A 17,163-nucleotide genomic window follows, 5' to 3' on the forward strand; every position below is an offset into this window, starting at 1 on the left:
AAAATTACTTGAGAAGCAGCATTTTCTTGACTTTTCGGAATTTCCGGCCATCGGTCAGCGTTTTGCCGTCAAGCACATAAAAGTAGACCCCGCTGGCCAAATGTTGTTCTGCATTAAAACGCAATCTATAGCTACCCGGTGAAATGTCTTTATCAATAAGCGTAGCTACTCTTCTGCCTAATACATCATAAATCTTAACCTGAACAGTACTCTGTTCTGGAATTTGGTACTGAATAGTTGTCTGGGGATTAAATGGATTTGGATAATTATCCTCCAGTACAATTTCCTGAGGTAAATCCATCTTGGTTCCTTCCGAAATACCCGACCAAGCCACTTCACTTTTATTATTTTTATTTCGAATATCATATCCAAATTGTATGTCATCGGTATTACTTCTCCTAACCTCAAAACGTAATGTGGCTAACGAGTCATCCTGATGCCCCTCTTGCAGCTGACCAAAGTTGGCAACATTAATAACAGCCAGCCCTTTCGAACTGTCGATGTGCGAAACAAAGACCGTCTTACCGTTCTCAACGTCGTCGAACAGTTGCCTACTCTCTATATGTTTAAGGGAAAAATTGGACGGATCATATTCAACTACCAGCTCTATTCCCAATAAATTATCGGGATAATCTACCAGCAAATCGTATTCTACCATCTGCGATGATTTGGCACTACTACGGGCATCCTGGTACTCATCCCCATAAGTACTGGTTGAAATATTGATATAGCTAAATTCATTTTGGGTTGCAGACTTCATACGGTCTTTCCGTTTCGTCAGCACATTATCAACGTCTTCTTTTGAAGATGATGGGGAGCTATTATCCTGTTCTATTACATCCTTTTTATTCACAAATTTTCCGGGTTTACCAACCGATTTTCCAGAGTCTGCTTTAGCGGAAACTCCATTTGAACTTCCGGAATCATTGGAAAGTGTATAGTTCCAGTAACGGATAAAGGTGACCAGATCGAAACCATCAAACGTACTGTCGGGCTGCACCCTCAGTGCCGGGAAAGTACCGGTTACCGGTCCCAGCTCTTTCGCGTAGTCATTATTCCAAACGGAACGCAACTTAGTCAGATCATCAAAATTCACTTCTGAATTAGCATCAAAATCGCCCGGTATTGACATTTCAAAGGTAAAGGAGAAGTCATCAATAGAAGAGGCTTCCACCTTTTCATTTTGATTTCCGTCGAATTCTTTTCCCGTAGTACTTTTAATTCCATCAGGACCGGTATGTATTTCTACTGTCAGCGTTTCCGTACCATAAAAACTGGAATCGGGTTCAATTTTAAATCCCGTACCATCAGACGTAAGATTATAATCAAAGGGAATATCTTCTCCGCTTAGCGATCCATTCAGCCTGATAGCACCGTTTCCATTTCCAATAGATGCAGTATCCAGCAAATGACTAAATTTAAAGAATATTTTCCGGTTGTATTGATAAGAAACTAATGAGTCGGGACCGAATTCTTCAAGTTGTAGTGTAGGTGCCGTTGGTACCCAAACTGAAGTCTGCCTAGAAAAACCACTCTCATTACTAGAGCTATCTACGGCTGTTATACGAAAATAATAGGTTTTGCCACTTTCAATATTGGTATCTACAAAGTGTGTATCCTGCCTTACACTATCGACAGGTGTATGAGCACTTAATCCCGATACTGAATCAATCGGAGAAGTATCTCGATACACCTTGTACTGCAACAGGTCCGCTGCATTTACCTCTACCCAAGATACATTGATACTGTCTACACCTGCTTTGCTCATAATATTAATAGGCGGCGAAGGTGGTGTAACATCTGTTGCTAATACCTCAACTTCATTTGAGAAATCACTTTCATTTCCTGCTGTATCTGCTGCTGATATTCTATAATAATAAGTACCATTTTCAGTAACTGTAGTATCTGTATAAGTAGTTGAGGAAACTTCTACAGTATCAAAGATTGCATAATTTCCCGGGCCGGCCGTCGAGTCAATGGCGGTTGTCTCCCGGTAGATATGATAGGAAGCCACATCCGCCGAATCGGATGCCGTCCAAGAAATATTCACGCTATCCGGGGTAGGACTTGCTGCTAGAGCAGTTGGTACATCAGGAGGGGTAATATCTCCACCTCCGTTTTGGTAAATTGCAGCCGTTTCATTGCCGCTTCCATCCACTCCGGTCACCACCAAATCAAGGTCCCCGTCCCCGTCATAGTCGCCCCAGTCGGAAGAACCATCTTCCACCCCGGCCAGCCCGGCACCGATGGCAGAAAACGTGCCGCCCCCGTCATTGCGATATATCATGGTTGTTGGGTTACCGTTGACATCCTGTCCGGTCACGACCAAGTCCAGGTCACCATCTCCATCATAATCTCCCCAGTCGGAAGAACCACCTTCCACCCCGGCCAGCCCGGCCCCGATGGTAGAAAACGTGCCGCCCCCGTCATTGCGATATATCATGGTTGTTGGGTTACCGTTGACATCCCGTCCGGTCACGACCAGATCCAGGTCGCCATCTCCGTCATAATCTCCCCAGGCCGAAGAACCACCTTCCACCCCGGTCAGCCCGGCGCCTACGAAAGAAAACGTGCCGCCCCCATCATTGCGATATATCATGGCCGTTGAATTAAAATTGTCATCCTGTCCGGTCACGACCAAGTCCAGGTCACCATCTCCATCATAATCTCCCCAGTCGGAAGAACCATCTTCCACTCCAGCCAGCCCGGCCCCGATGGTAGAAAACGTGCCGCCCCCGTCATTGCGATATATCATGGTGGTTGGGTTACCGTTGACATCCCGTCCGGTCACGACCAGATCCAGGTCGCCATCTCCATCATAGTCGCCCCAATCTGAGGAACTAAAGTCCACGCCGGTCAGTCCCGCTCCGATATCAGTAAAGGTGCCATTGCCGTCGTTGCGGTAAATTATGGCCGTTGGGTTACCGTTGACATTTCGTCCGATCACCACCAGATCCAGCTTCCCATCCCCGTCATAGTCGCCCCAATCTGAGGAACTAAAGTCCACGTCGGTCAGTCCCGCTCCTATATCAGTAAAGGTGCCATTCCCATCATTGCGGTAAATCGCGGCCGTTGGGTTACCATTGACATCATCACCGGTCACTACCAGATCCAGATTCCCATCCCCGTCAAAGTCGCCCCACGCCGAGGAGCTACCATTCACACCCGTCAACCCCGCGCCAATAGTCTCAAATGAACTACTACCACCTCTTATCCCAATAAAACGTTCTGTTCCCACTACTATAGTATCATTTGCAGCTACTGATAATTCAACCGGTCCATAAATACCATTGGGTACTTTTGTATAAAGCACTGATCTTTTTGCACTATCAACCGTCGCGGTGGCTTGTCCAAATTTTACAACATTTCCAACTGCCGTAGTGTTAAAACTAGATCCGTAGATACGAACGCTTGTACCTTCGGCACCACTCTTTGGCTCATGCGTTGTCAATCGTAAAGAAGGTGTCGTTACTTGAGCTTCATTGGAGAAACCACTCACGTTGCCAGCCGTATCTACTGCTGTTATACGATAGTGGTAGGTAGTAGCTGCCGCAATTGTCGAATCGATATATGATGTATCTAGAACGTCAACAGTGTCGAGAGCTGTAAAATTTGATGGCCCGGCTGTAGAGTCAATTCCACTCGATTCCCGGTAAATATGATACGCGGACACATCCGAGGAGTCTGATGCTATCCAAGAGAGACTCACACCATCTCGAGTGGCACTACCTGCCAGGGCCGTTGGTACATCAGGCGGAACAATATCGCCATTTTCGTAAATTGTGGCCGAATTGTTACTATTCTCATCATCGCCGGTCACCACCAGATCTAGGTCCCCGTCTCCGTCGTAATCGGCCCAGGCCGAAGAACTAGATGCCACCCCGGTCAACCCGGCCCCGAGTGCAGAAAACATGCCCCTACCATCGTTGCGGTAAATGGTGGCTATCTCGCCCCCACTGGCACTTCCGATTACCACCAAGTCCAGATCACCGTCTCCATCAAAGTCTCCCCAATCCGAAGAACTCCCATCTACACCAGTCAACCCGGCGCCAATGTCAGTAAAGGTGCCCCCTCCATCGTTACGATAGATTGTGCTCATCTGGGTACCACCATCGCCCTCTCCTGTAATTACTAGATCCAGATCACCGTCCCCGTCATAGTCGCCCCAATTCGAGGAACCAAAGTCCACACCAGTCAGTCCAGCGCCAATGTCAGTGAACGTGCCACTTCCGTCGTTGCGGTAGATGATGGCTGTTTTGTTCCCAGTGACATCTCGGCCGGTCACCACCAAGTCCAGGTCTCCGTCCCCATCATAGTCGCCCCAGTCCGAGGAACTAAGATCAACGCCTGTTAGACCCGCCCCAATATCAGTAAAAATCCCTCCTCCGTCGTTGCGATAAATGGTGGCAACTCTATTGTCATTATTATCCCGGCCGGTAATTAAAAGATCCAGATCACCGTCCCCGTCATAGTCGCCCCAGTCCGAGGAACCGAAGTCCACACCTATCAGTCCAGCGCCGATGGCAGCGAAAGTGCCGCCCCCGTCGTTGCGGTAGATGATAGCTGTTTTGTTCCCAGTGGAATTGGCATCTATTCCGGTTATCACTAAATCCAGGTCCCCATCTCCATCATAGTCACCCCAATCCGAGGAACTTCTAAATACACCAGTTAGCCCAGTCCCTAGTGCGGTAAACGTGCCACTGCCATCGTTGCGGTAAATGGTGGCTGTTGGGTTAGAATTAGTATCACGGCCGGCAATTACCAGATCCTGGTCCCCATCCCCGTCATAGTCACCCCACGCCGAAGAACTAGATTCCACAGCAGTCAGTCCAGATTCAATAGCACCAAAGAGCTCCGACCCTCCCGTTACAGCTGTAAAGGTTTCCGATCCTGTAACAGTGCTCCCCTCCACTGAGACCGATATTTTCGTTAGTCCAGAAGCATTACTTGGAACCTTTGCATAAAGCACAGAACTCTTTGCGCTGTCTACGGTAGCAACTGATTCACCAAATTTCACCTCGTTATTAGTGGCTGTGAGACTAAAGCCCGACCCGTATATACGTGTTATCGTCCCGGCTGCACCGCTTTTTGGCTCGATAGCAGTCACTCGTAATGTTGGAGTATTTATTTGAGCTTCATTGGAGAAACCGCTCACATTCCCAGCGGTATCTGTTGCTGCTATGCGGTAGTGGTAGGTATTGCCCGTTGTAATCGATGAGTCAGTATAGGAAGTAGCAGGGACAGAAACCGTATCAAGTGCCGTATATGCGGCCGGCCCGGCAGTCGAATCAATGGCAGTCGTCTCCCGATAAATACGATAGGAAGACACATCGGAGGAATCCGAACCCGTCCAGGAGAGACTTACGCTGTCTCGGGTGGCACTACCTGCCAGGGCCGTCGGTACATCAGGCGGAACAATATCACCATTTTCATAGATTATAGCTAACTGGTTGGCATCAGTGTCTTTGCCGGTAATACTCAGATCAAGATCGCCATCTCCATCGTAATCCCCCCAACTGGAAGAACCATTGTTTACTCCGGTTAATCCGGCATTAATATTGGTAAAAGTACTGCTGTCATTACGGTAAATAGCAGCTATTTGAGTGTTCCCGTCATGCCCCGTAACAACCAAGTCAAGATCGCCGTCCCCATCAAAGTCACCCCAATTCGAGGAACCATCGATAACTCCATTTAGTCCCGCACCAATATTGGTAAAGGTCCCCCCTCCATCATTGCGGTAAATGGCACTATTCTGAGTGCCACTGTTTCCCTCACCCGTAATTACCAGATCAAGATCACCATCTGCATCATAATCTCCCCAATCCAAAGAGCTTCGCCGAACTACTGTAAGACCGGCCCCAATTGCTGTAAATACGCCATTCCCTTCGTTACGGTAGATCGCAGCTATTCGATTACTTCCATCATAGCCGGTAATTACAAGGTCTAAATCACCGTCTCCGTCATAATCCCCCCAGTTCGAGGAACCACTTCGTACCCCTGTCAATCCAGCACTTATATCTGTAAATACTCCCTCTCCGTCGTTTCTATAGATTGTGGTTAACAAATTATTCCCAGTATCGCCAGTAATAACCAAATCGAGATCTCCATCCCCATCGTAGTCTCCCCATTCCGAGGAACTAACATCCACGCCTGTCAATCCTACTCCAATGTCGGTGAATGTATCGTTTCCATCATTGCGATAAATTGTGGCAATTCGATTGTCATTATTATCCCTGCCGGTAATTAAAAGATCGAGGTCGCCATCCCCGTCATAATCTCCCCAATCCGAAGAACCATTATTAACGCCGGACAATCCCGCATTAATATTGGTAAAGGTACCATTGTCATTTTGATATATTTTAGCTATTTGATCACTTCCGTCATAGCCGGTAATAACAAGATCAAGATCGCCATCTCCATCGTAATCTCCCCAATTTGATGAACTCTGATCGACTCCCGTGAAGGCCGCTTCAATATTACTGAAAATTTCAATTCCGCCTGTTATCCCAACAAACGTTTCAGAGCCAGTCATTGTAGTATCATGCACTGCTACAGAAACAGAAGTCGGACCGGAAATTCCTGATGGCACCTGCACATACAATACTCTGCTTGATGCACTGTCTACCGTTGCACTAACATTACCAAAGGTAACTTCATTATCAGTCGTTACTGTACTGAAACCAACTCCATAGATTCGGACGGTCGTTCCAACAGCGCCGCTTTGGGGTTTTATTTCTGCAAGTCCCGGTGGTGGAATATCTGTCTCTGCTTCATTGGAGAATCCACTTTCATTGCTCGCTGTATCTACTGCTGCAATGCGATAATAGTAACTTGCTCCTGGTGTAACTGCTGAATCGATATACGTGGTAGTGGGGGCGTTTACCGTATCAATAGCCGAATAATTAGCTGGACCCGCTGTTGAATCTATCTGCATCATTTCTCGGTAAATATGATAAACGGATATATCCGATGAATCTGCCCCCGTCCAAGAGAGACGTACACTGTCCACCGTTGCGCTTGCGGTAAGTGCCGTAGGTACATCGGGCGGGGTTGTATCTTCAGTAATATTAGTAACAGACTGTGCAGAAAAATTTGCTGCCTGATTTAATGCCCTATCCCGCAGTGGTGCAGATCCGGCTGTATAATCTACAACTACACTATCCTGCACCTTAACTGCAGTGGAGAGCAAAATAACTGTTGTATCAGAGATAATTTCGGTTGATCCCAGAGTTGCAACTGAACCATTGACCCTTACCTCAAAAGAACTTGTTGCCGGTACAGAGGTGGAATCAAGAACATCATTATAGTCAAGCCAAAGACTGTCACTTTTTACAGTTGCATTGTCGAGAATTGGTGCTGTCTCATCAATTGTCAAACGATCTGTCAATGTTGTATCAGTCGTCTGAGCCGAGGAATCAGTTGCCGTTATGGTTATATCATAGGTAGTGCCATCTTGTAACCCATTACCGGATATACTTTGGGGACTAGAAAGATCAAGTGTCGTAGTCTTAAGAGTTTTGTCTCCAGGATAACTACTATCATTAATACCATAACTCGCACTATCTCCAGATGCTTGGTTTGCAAAGATAACCGTCATAGAGTCCGGCTTAATTTCGGAATAGCTATATCCTACGGTGATAGTATCATTGGGAGCAGCCGACCGACGAAAGGTTGAATCTTCAGGCATACCGAGGATAATATTTCTGGGAGGCGGATCATTCTCATACCAGGCAATTTTGTCATCATCATATGATGCTGAAAGCACATCTTCATCCCCATCGTTATCAAGATCTTCGGTATATACCGATTGAGCTGCTTCGGCATTCGTCGTAATTACCTGTTGCGAGCCAAAGCTTCCTGAACCGTCATTTTTATACCACGCTATCTTATCATCCGCACGCGAAGCTGAAAGCACATCCTGGCTGCCGTCACCGTTTAAATCTGTTGCATAAACTTTCAAAACCCGGGCTGCATTTGTTGTAATAACCTGTTGGGGACCAAAAGTTCCGGTCCCGTCATTTTTATACCAGGCAATCGTATTATCATATTGTGAAGCCGATAACACATCCTGACTGCCATCTCCATTAAGATCCGCAGCAAAAACGCCCCATGCCCCATCTGTATTGGTTGTGATTACCTGCTGTGAATCAAAATTTCCATTTCCATCATTGGCATACCAGGCAATCTTATCATCGATACCTGAAGCTGAAAGAACATCAGGACTTCCATCCCCATCAAGATCAGCCGCATAAACCTTTTGAGCCCCGTCGGCATTCGTCGTTATTACTTGCTGCGAACCAAATACTCCGGAACCATCATTTTGATACCATGCTATCTTGTCATCAACGTAGGAAGCTGATAGTACATCCACAGCTCCATCCCCATCCAAATCAGCCACATAAACATCTACTGCTCCATCGGCACTGGTAGTAATTATCTGTTGGGATCCAAAATTTCCGGCCCCATCATTCTCATACCACGCAATCTTATCGTCAATTGAAGAAGCTGAAAGCACATCTTGATCTCCATCTCCATCAAGATCAGCTACATAGACAGACTGGCCACCTTCTGCATTTGTTGTTATTACTTGCTTTGACCCAAAATTTCCAGTTCCGTCATTCTTATACCAAGCAATTTCATCATAGCTATACGAGGCCGAAATCACATCTTGAAAGCCGTCCCCATCCAGATCAGCTGCATGAACCGACTCAGCTGAATCGACGTTGGTAGATATAATCTGTTGGGGACTAAATAACGTTTGTCCAATAGCCGGTTGCAGACAAGCCAATCCCAATAACACTGTCAGGAAAGTAACCTTACGTACTTTGCTATTCATCTAGATGAAGAAGGCTTAAGTTAGCATTAATTTTAATTGTCACTATTGATCATAAAAATTCCGGAATCAAGATTACTTTCAGCAATGCCCAGTGATTCTCCTGCACCATTGAAAAAAATGCTTCCCGGCTGGATAGCGATTTCCGAAACGGAATCAGCAGTTCCCGTTTCAGTGAAGGTAATCTGACCGATCTTTCCATACCCTTCTATTTTTTCCGGAGTCCCACCCAACACCCCTATGCTAATAGATATACGACCTGTATTCTGATCGATGCTCACCATATCTGTAACCTCTCCTCCACTATCTAACAGCAAGCTCCGATCATCAGCAAATATCTCAATATTTTTGACTTCCAATTGATTGCTCGGAATCTCAATTTCAGCTTGAACAACTGTTAGAGTATCAGTGGTTTCAATTTCATCCAGCCAAAGCTCAGTTGAGTATAACCCGAACTCATTTTGCTGAATCTTGCGGGGCTGTAATACAATTCCACGATCAGATATTGCATTTACGGAGAAGGCGAGTTCGGAAGGCTCAGATTGCACCAACGTCGTATCCTCGCTTGAACGAGCCTTAATCTGAAAATTGTAATTCTCCCCCGGAAAAGATTCATCGAGATAGGAAAGCTCAATCGAATTATCAGAAATCCATCCCGAAGGTTGCCAATGCTGATCTTCAATATCCTGTCCGGGTTGGGCCAGCCGATACTGGTATTCTATATTCTCAGCAACACCACTAGTATCAGGTTCCCAGCTAATGGAAACTGTATGATTATTGATTACAAAACTCTGAGTAGCATCATGAGAGGTAATATTTGCAATGGGCGGTTGGGCATTTTCACTTTGAGGATCTCTTGGATTATCGCGATCAGGATCGGAAGGATCTTCTTGTACGGAATCAACAATGTCACAGGATAGTAATCCAATGGCAGCTATCACCACGACTATCACCAACCTATGTACCCCACGATATAAATACTTACTGCTCTCTGACATTATAACTTCAAGATTTTTTTTAAAAATTGATTCGCATCCCCACTGCATTCGATTTAGCTTCAAATTCTATTTTGGCTTTTTCCAAGCGTTTTTTGGGAGATCGAAATAACAGGTTATCAAGTAATTCAAGACCTTTCACGCCCAAGAAAATACCAGCCCCCAACATAAGATTGTCCTTGGCTGCCTTCCGCTCTTCGTAAGCCTCTTGCATTATTTCATACTTGTGGTCGAAGCCACTAACGGCACTATTGTATTCGGCCCGGGCATTTTCGTATGTATCTGCCCTGTTCATAAAGTCTATTGTGGACTTAACGGTATAACCAGCACTCGCAGCCCCTGCAATTAAGAACAGTGCTCCACGTCCGGTTTTGCCCATATGAAACTGCCCCCCACCGGGAATAAATAATGACCAGACGACCGATGCGAATTTAGATTTAGGTTCCAATTCGTTGATTACATTGATCTTCTCTTGCTGATCATCAATGCGAATGGTCTTTTTAACAGACTTAAACCCCTTCTTTTTAATACTTACAGAATAGGTCCCCGGTCTCAGATACTCAACTGTGGCCGGTAGTTTATCAGAGGATTCGTACAAATGATTGCCTGTAATTTCCACATCTGCATCTGCCTCAATACCTATCAACTGTAACGAACCCAGATGGTCTCTGAGATTAATATTCAACTCCTTATGATAATTATTTTCCAGATCCAGTTCCTTTTTAACATCAGGGTACCCATCCTTAACTAATCGAATTTGGTATACATCAGGATCGGTCTCCTGAATTTTGAAAGGAGTATCACCTCGCAGCGAATCGTTTACGAAAACTTTTGCTTCGGAAGGAGAGCTTGTTATGCTAAATGAGGCTGCTCTTTCTAACTCTATATCCATCTTCTCTGTTGAGTCAGAAAATAACACATATTCCTTGTAGGGGAGATAGCCACTTTTCTTGACCACTAACTCAACACTACCCGTTTCAATCGACCCCGAATATGGTGTTATCCCAACATTCTCTCCATCTATCACGACTTTAGCCTCAGCAACATTCGATGAAATTGTTACTTGCGAATACGCTTTATTAAGTTTTGCATTAATAATAGAATCAGGAGTTGAGACATTAATTTTTTGCACAAAATCATGGTATCCTTGCTTAGTTACCTTCAACTCTTTAGGACCATAGGTGGTTTCGTAAGTCACAGGAGTAACACCAACTTTTCTTCCATTTACAAACACATTAGCCTCAGATACGTTTGAAGAAAAACTTAATTGGGAACGCGCTTTACTGAGAACAGCATGAATACTAGAATCGGGACTTGTAATATTTATTTTTTGAGAATGCTCATTGAACCTCTCTTTTCTGATTGTCAATTGTTTAGACCCGTAAGTAGTCTCATAGCTCATAGGCGTTGTACCAACTTTTCTGCCGTCTATGAAGATATCAGCATTAGTAACGTTTGAAGAAATAAATACCTTCGATTGGACACGATCAAGCGTTGGATAAATAGTTGAATCGGGATTTGAGATATCAACTTTTTCAGAATAGTCCACAAATCCATCTTTACTTATTCTAATATTTTTTGTGCCATACGCTGTCTCATAGCTAACTGGAGTTGTTCCAATTTTCTGCCCATCAATAAATACTTCTGCTTTAGACGGTGTTGAATTAAATACTATTCTACTTTCTCTTTGATTTGATTGTTCTAAGTTAAATACAAAATCACCTTCATCGGGCGTAAAACGCCGATAAACTGGTTTTTGTCTCCCCCCACTGTGGGCAAAAACTTGGGACTTCATATAAGATGAAAGCTCAGTTGCCGTTATTAACCTATTTTGATCAGTGTCTGCAAGTTCTTTTCCAAGGCCATCCAACAGTACTTTTGCAAAGGCACTATGTCCCCATACTGCTTTCTCAATTACTTGTTCATCCTTACCTCCGGCTGTTATGATTTGTCTAGCATCTGCTCGCAGTAGGGAATTAAGATAGCGTTTTCTTTGCTTGTCTCCCCCCCTGTTTGTAACAGCGGCCAATCCACCATAACAGGCATCTACCATATATAACTGATGCTTTCCGGCAACCAAATTAGTGACATCACTGAGCTCCTTCATTCGTAACCCAGTAACATATAAATCTTCATTGCTGGCATCATGGGTAACCAAAATTCCCATTTCTCCTCCTGATGCTAATTGTAGTGTCTGCCCATGCCCGGCAAAGTAAAAGAGAACCTGGGAGTTCCGTTCTATATCCTTCAATGCTGAAAGAGATGATAAAATATTGTACTTGGTGGCATCCTCATTTAATAATAATTTTACATTTTTCTCCTTGTAATTGAACTTTCGGACTAAAAGATCCTTAATGCTTCTCGCATCTGCTGTAGCATAGTTTAAATCAGAGAATTCATTTTTTTGGTAATCATCAATGCCTACAATTACAGCATAATGGTTTTGATAATATTCTAAATCATTACCATCCCCAGCTTGTTTTTTTATGATAAGCCCCCTGTTTTGAACTGTATCTTGAGCAACAACAGGATTCAAAATAAATAAACACAGAAAGGCCACCAGTATACTTTTCATATACAATTCCAAATGCCCTGCTACCATATTAAACACCTTGATAATATATTAAAGCCAAACGTACATTAACTCTCTTTTGTCTAATCAATCAAAGTTATTCTACACAAATTACTTTTAAAAATCACATTAAATATTAGTAACGGTATATCAGCCATTTCCACCATCTCCATTTCAGCTGATACTACAGTAAGCTCGCCACATTTTGTACTTACTACTTGAATGCAGGCTATTGGATCATTTTCTACAAACAAAACAGGTATTGCTTGCGATAGATCTTTCTACATTCAGGCTAAAAATCGTTTAAATCATTTAGCCAAACAACTCCTTGAATTGACAAATAATTTGTATATATCTTATATACTATATTTACCAATATAAAAACAGCATTACTATGGCATTCAGGCAAAAAGAACTAAAAAATTGGGAGCCAATTATTGCCTCCTACATCGACGAAGAAAGACCTCCCAAAAAGATTCGACCTAAAATTGATCTTGGTTATACTATTAAAGAACAAAGTATCATCATCTATACCATACGTCCCAAATTGGATCAACCGAAGGAAAAGATGAAGATACCGGCTGCTAAAATCACTTGGGGTAGAAGACAGCAAATATGGAAGATTTATTGGCAACGGGCTGATATGAATTGGCACAGTTATGACCCATTACCCCAAACAGATAAACTTGAAAAGTTTATCGAGGAGTTGAAAGAGGATCCCTATGCCTGTTTTTGGGGATAAATTTCAGTTCTAAATATAGTGAAAGTATTAACCCCCTCTTATACACTGCTTAAGTGATACAAATTGAGAAAATGACATCCTATATTTTTCTGATATAACGAATTATCACTCTCCCCAAGCCCCCTTTGGACTGAGCTCCCAGAAAGCCCTGTACCCTTTGGGTATCTGCACTGGGAGTTTTTACCATGGCATCATCTCAGACAAGATATACTTTGGCTCTCCTCCCAACTCTTTTCACTGTTTATTTGATCGGATCTATATTGGGTCCCTTTTTTAGCTAATTTTTATACTATTTAAAGAGCTTGGAAGGTAAAGAAAAGTGGCCCGGCAGGATTCGAACCGCGAAGCACTGCTTCGCAACATGAGGACCGGATCTTAAAACCTGGCATAAGCCTTGTGTGGGAGTAAGTAATACGAGATCGCTAAAGTCGAAGGGGAGGGTAATAAATGTGGGCCCGGCAGGATTCGAACCTGCGACCAATCGATTATGAGTGTAGTTCATAATTGGCCATATGGATTATAGAGGCCGATTTATGACTATTGTGTACCCACTAATGTACCAACTTTTCGTATCACTGGTGAAGACTCTTCATAAAGTATTTTAAATCAGATGATAGTTGTGCGGGTATAAATCCCCCTATTTGGGAGTCACTTAATAACAGAATATTCCAGAGTAGCGCGTATTGCCTATCTTATTTTAATTGGAAAAAACTCGCATGTTCATTAATTTACCTCGTTCACGTAACGTGAACATAAATAAAAAATGAACATATGGAAGCCAATATATTTCCCATAACACAAGAAAACCTAGAAAAGGTAACTCAATTTAAGCTAGAGATTGGGGAACAGAAAAAGTATATCCAAAATGGATATCAAGTTGATGCAAAGATAAAGCTTCACCTTCCAGATGAGACATTAGAATTCTTTGCAGAAATCAAGAAAGAGGTCCGAACCCACCAACTACCCAGAATTTATGAGTTGGCACAAAACAATAAGCCATTTCTGTTAATTGGAGGACAAATTTTTCCCACTATAAAAGAGAAGCTTAAAGATAAAGGAATCAACTGGATTGATGGAGCTGGTAACATGTATATCAGAACCAAAGATCACTTTCTTTTTGTGGACCACAATAAGACCTATCGTGTCAAAAAAGAAAAAGATCGAGCCTTTACTAAAACGGGTTTAAAAGTACTCTTCCTATTTCTTCGCGATGAAAAGTGGCTTCAAAAAACCTATAGAGAAATCGCCGAAGCTGCAGATGTTGCGTTGGGTACCATCGGTTATGTTATCAATGGACTTGAGAAGAGAAATTATCTAGTTAAAAAGAACGAAAAGAATAATCAGCTAGTACGCAAAGATGAATTAATTGATGAATGGATCGGTGCCTATGAAACAGAGCTAAAACCTAAGCTACATAAAGGTACGTTTGCATTCATTGATAAAGAAGAGGCTGCTAATTGGAAAAAGATGGAACTTGATGACCAAACAGTCTGGGGTGGTGAGGCCGGTGCAGATTTACTAACCGGAATGCTAAGGCCACAGGATCTGACTCTTTATACCACCCATACCAAGGCTAATATAATGAAAAAATTTAGACTAAAGCCTGATCCTGATGGTACTGTCCAGGTCTATGAGCCATTCTGGAATACCAAAACAGAGAATGAAACTGCCCCGCCTTTGGCTATCTACGCAGACTTGATTTTGACGGGTGATGAACGCAATTTTAACATAGCTGAAAGAATATATGGCGAATTCATACAAGATTAAGTTGTCTAGCTTTAATCATCAAGGGCTAGAGGAAGTTATTCAAACACTCGAAACAGTTTTTCAAAAGTTTGATGTAGATTTTTATATCATTGGTGCGTTAGCAAAGGATATGTGGTTGGCTCAAGAGAAAATTCAATCCAGAGCTACAAAAGATGTTGATTTAGCAGTATTTATTTCGGAATCCGGGGATTATGATGAGATAAAATCTATCCTTATCAAAGAGCACGGTTTTGAAGAAGTATCAACGAATGCCTTTGCCTTACTGACTCCCTATGGTTATCCCGTTGACCTGCTGCCATTTGGATCCGTGGAAATTGATGAAGCAGTAGAAGTGGAGGGAGACGGACTTACAAAGGTTCACGTTAATGGCTTTAAGGAGATATACCAAGAAGGTCTGGCACCAATCTTAACTGATGAAGGCCTTACTTTTAAAATTGCTTCTCTTGCTTCAATTGTATTACTGAAACTGATTGCCTTTGATGACCGCCCGGAGAAACGTACTCATGACATCAAAGATGTTGGTATTATTATTCACCACTATTTTCACATTGAGGACAAGCTAATTTACGACAAACACAATGATCTATTTGATAACGAAAATTTAGAGTTGGAGGATATCGCTGCCCACGTAATAGGACGAGAGTTAAAACCTTTGCTGGTTTCAAATAAATCGTTGCAAGATCGCACATTGAATATTCTTTCTTTATCAAAAAAATATCATCAGAGAATTCCTGAGTTGATAGCACAAGGGGGATCATTTACTACCGACAAAATAAAGGAGTTGTTTAATAGAATTGCACAAGGCATAGAGCAGTAAGTACTATTGCCCTTTTGTTCACTAATTTTACATGTTCACGAAACGTGAACGTAAGGAAATAATGAACAATATTAGGCAGTAACTCACTACCTAATACAAACGAAAAAGCGAACATGCACTCTTTGGTTATATACGACCTGTTTCTTGTTACAACTCTAAGTCTATCACTAGTATTAAGCTAACTTGGGGATAAGATCATTTAACTTTTCGGCTACCTCCTCAGGCTTTTCCCCATAATCAAAATATTCAATTATTATACTTCCCGACCTATTGTCTTTATGCCCTTCCCGATTTGCAATGTCACTTCCCAACCTACTTTCAATAAATTGGCGAAATATTTTTTCATCTGTTGACTTCCGATCCCAAATCTCCATCCGATATTCTTTAGGTGTAAGGCGTAATTTAATCTGTATTTTATATTCACTTCCCTCCCAGTTAACCACTCTTTGAAAAGACCTGACATACTTAAGTTTACCTTTTTCGGTGTATGTTGAAGAGCTAAAACCGGTACCTTCTAAGGTTACTAATTCTTCCACTTCATCAGCCTTGGCCTCAATTTCTTTTTTAAATTTCTTGAATGCATTGTTATAAAGGGATTCAACCTCCTCCCTATTTTCACTCAGAAAATTTATAAACTCCATTGTTAGCTGTGTTCTTTTATTCATATTCCGAATGGTCTTGATTAAGTCTCTAAGATATATACCAACTTTAGCATCAGCTTTGGGTATAACCTCATCTAACCTGCCTTCCAACTGATCGAAAAAAGCATCATAGGTTATAAATTTGAATTCATTCTCTTCCCAATCCTCAGGCTTTTCCTTTTGCCCCAGTGATAACACAATAAACGTATACTGGTGATCTGGATATTCTCTCTTAATATAGTCTTGATAATCCTGTAGATCATTGTGATACAGATGATGATAGATTTTATTTTCGATTGCTATACATCGATTCTCAGTTTCTATGACCAGGTCAATCCGATTATTCTTTTTAGTGGTCACTTCCCTTTCAACGTTCAATACCGAAGAATCAGATGGCATGCTAGAGCTTTCCTCCCCATCTACTGTATCCAACAGTGATTCAACAAATATCGAAGAGAAGCCGTGATCATAGTCAGATTTTAAAAAGAATTGAAGAACGTTACTGATTACATCCTCATAGTGAGGATACCCGGATATTTCAAAAATGGTGGGCATATATTTCGGGATAGGATCCAGATCCTTAAACTTCGATAATAACTCTTTTACTTTTGTAAGTTCATCTTCTGTTATTCTCATTATAACTATGTCTTTTGTTCAGTTGAATGGAGTTTAGATGATGGGGGCATCAAATCCAATATTCTTTGATTTATATCCATTAGACGCCCCATTCGAAACACAAATTTCTGCCAATGTCATCGGCTCTTCAGGCTGAATATCTCTCCCCAGTTGTTCGGCA

General features: G+C 42.6%; 7 protein-coding genes. 3 read left to right on the forward strand and 4 right to left on the reverse strand.

Translation table 11 applies throughout. From position 1 onward, the window contains the following. Positions 1–4: 4 nt before the first annotated feature. From G3569_RS15030 to G3569_RS15040, 3 genes are read right to left on the reverse strand one after another with little or no spacing between them, the layout of a single operon-like run. The gene (locus G3569_RS15030) at positions 5–8,836 is read right to left on the reverse strand and encodes an FG-GAP-like repeat-containing protein (protein WP_165270660.1); all 8,832 of its coding nucleotides are present in this window, start codon (positions 8,834–8,836) and stop codon (positions 5–7) included. A 32-nt stretch (positions 8,837–8,868) separates the two neighbouring features. Continuing rightward, entirely contained in the window at positions 8,869–9,831 is a 963-nt protein-coding gene (locus tag G3569_RS15035; protein ID WP_165270662.1) for a fibronectin type III domain-containing protein, read from the reverse strand. Between the two features lie 19 nt (positions 9,832–9,850). After that, positions 9,851–12,403: a PEGA domain-containing protein gene (locus tag G3569_RS15040; RefSeq protein ID WP_165270664.1), complete on the reverse strand. Its 2,553-nt coding sequence runs from the start codon at positions 12,401–12,403 to the stop codon at positions 9,851–9,853. Between the two features lie 391 nt (positions 12,404–12,794). On the opposite strand from G3569_RS15040, the gene G3569_RS15045 reads away from it, so the two are divergent. The 3 genes from G3569_RS15045 (at position 12,795) to G3569_RS15055 (ending at position 15,726) form a co-directional block, all read left to right on the forward strand. Further along, a complete protein-coding gene (locus G3569_RS15045) occupies positions 12,795–13,142 on the forward strand; it encodes a DUF3024 domain-containing protein (RefSeq protein ID WP_165270666.1) in 348 nt (115 codons plus the stop codon). 771 nt (positions 13,143–13,913) lie between these two features. After that, complete coding sequence (locus G3569_RS15050) at positions 13,914–14,909, forward strand: type IV toxin-antitoxin system AbiEi family antitoxin (RefSeq protein WP_165270668.1); 996 nt, start codon at positions 13,914–13,916, stop codon at positions 14,907–14,909. A gap of 1 nt (position 14,910) precedes the next feature. After that, positions 14,911–15,726 (forward strand): nucleotidyl transferase AbiEii/AbiGii toxin family protein, encoded by an 816-nt coding sequence (locus G3569_RS15055; protein WP_205720231.1) that lies wholly within the window; start codon positions 14,911–14,913, stop codon positions 15,724–15,726. A gap of 173 nt (positions 15,727–15,899) precedes the next feature. On the opposite strand, the gene G3569_RS15060 is transcribed toward G3569_RS15055, so the two are convergent. Next, positions 15,900–17,003, reverse strand: coding sequence for a PD-(D/E)XK nuclease family protein (locus G3569_RS15060; RefSeq protein ID WP_165270672.1), 1,104 nt, complete (start codon positions 17,001–17,003; stop codon positions 15,900–15,902). Positions 17,004–17,163 lie beyond the last annotated feature (160 nt).

It is taken from the genome of Fodinibius halophilus (assembly GCF_011059105.1).
Taxonomy (GTDB): domain Bacteria; phylum Bacteroidota; class Rhodothermia; order Balneolales; family Balneolaceae; genus Fodinibius; species Fodinibius halophilus.

Bases quoted from the DNA above. Each gene is read 5' to 3' on its own strand.
- G3569_RS15050 (WP_165270668.1), top strand. From the start codon at position 13,914: ATGGAAGCCAATATATTTCCCATAACACAAGAAAACCTAGAAAAGGTA.
- G3569_RS15045 (WP_165270666.1), top strand. From the start codon at position 12,795: ATGGCATTCAGGCAAAAAGAACTAAAAAATTGGGAGCCAATTATTGCC.
- G3569_RS15030 (WP_165270660.1), bottom strand. From the start codon at position 8,836: ATGAATAGCAAAGTACGTAAGGTTACTTTCCTGACAGTGTTATTGGGA.
- G3569_RS15040 (WP_165270664.1), bottom strand. From the start codon at position 12,403: ATGAAAAGTATACTGGTGGCCTTTCTGTGTTTATTTATTTTGAATCCT.
- G3569_RS15060 (WP_165270672.1), bottom strand. From the start codon at position 17,003: ATGAGAATAACAGAAGATGAACTTACAAAAGTAAAAGAGTTATTATCG.
- G3569_RS15035 (WP_165270662.1), bottom strand. From the start codon at position 9,831: ATGTCAGAGAGCAGTAAGTATTTATATCGTGGGGTACATAGGTTGGTG.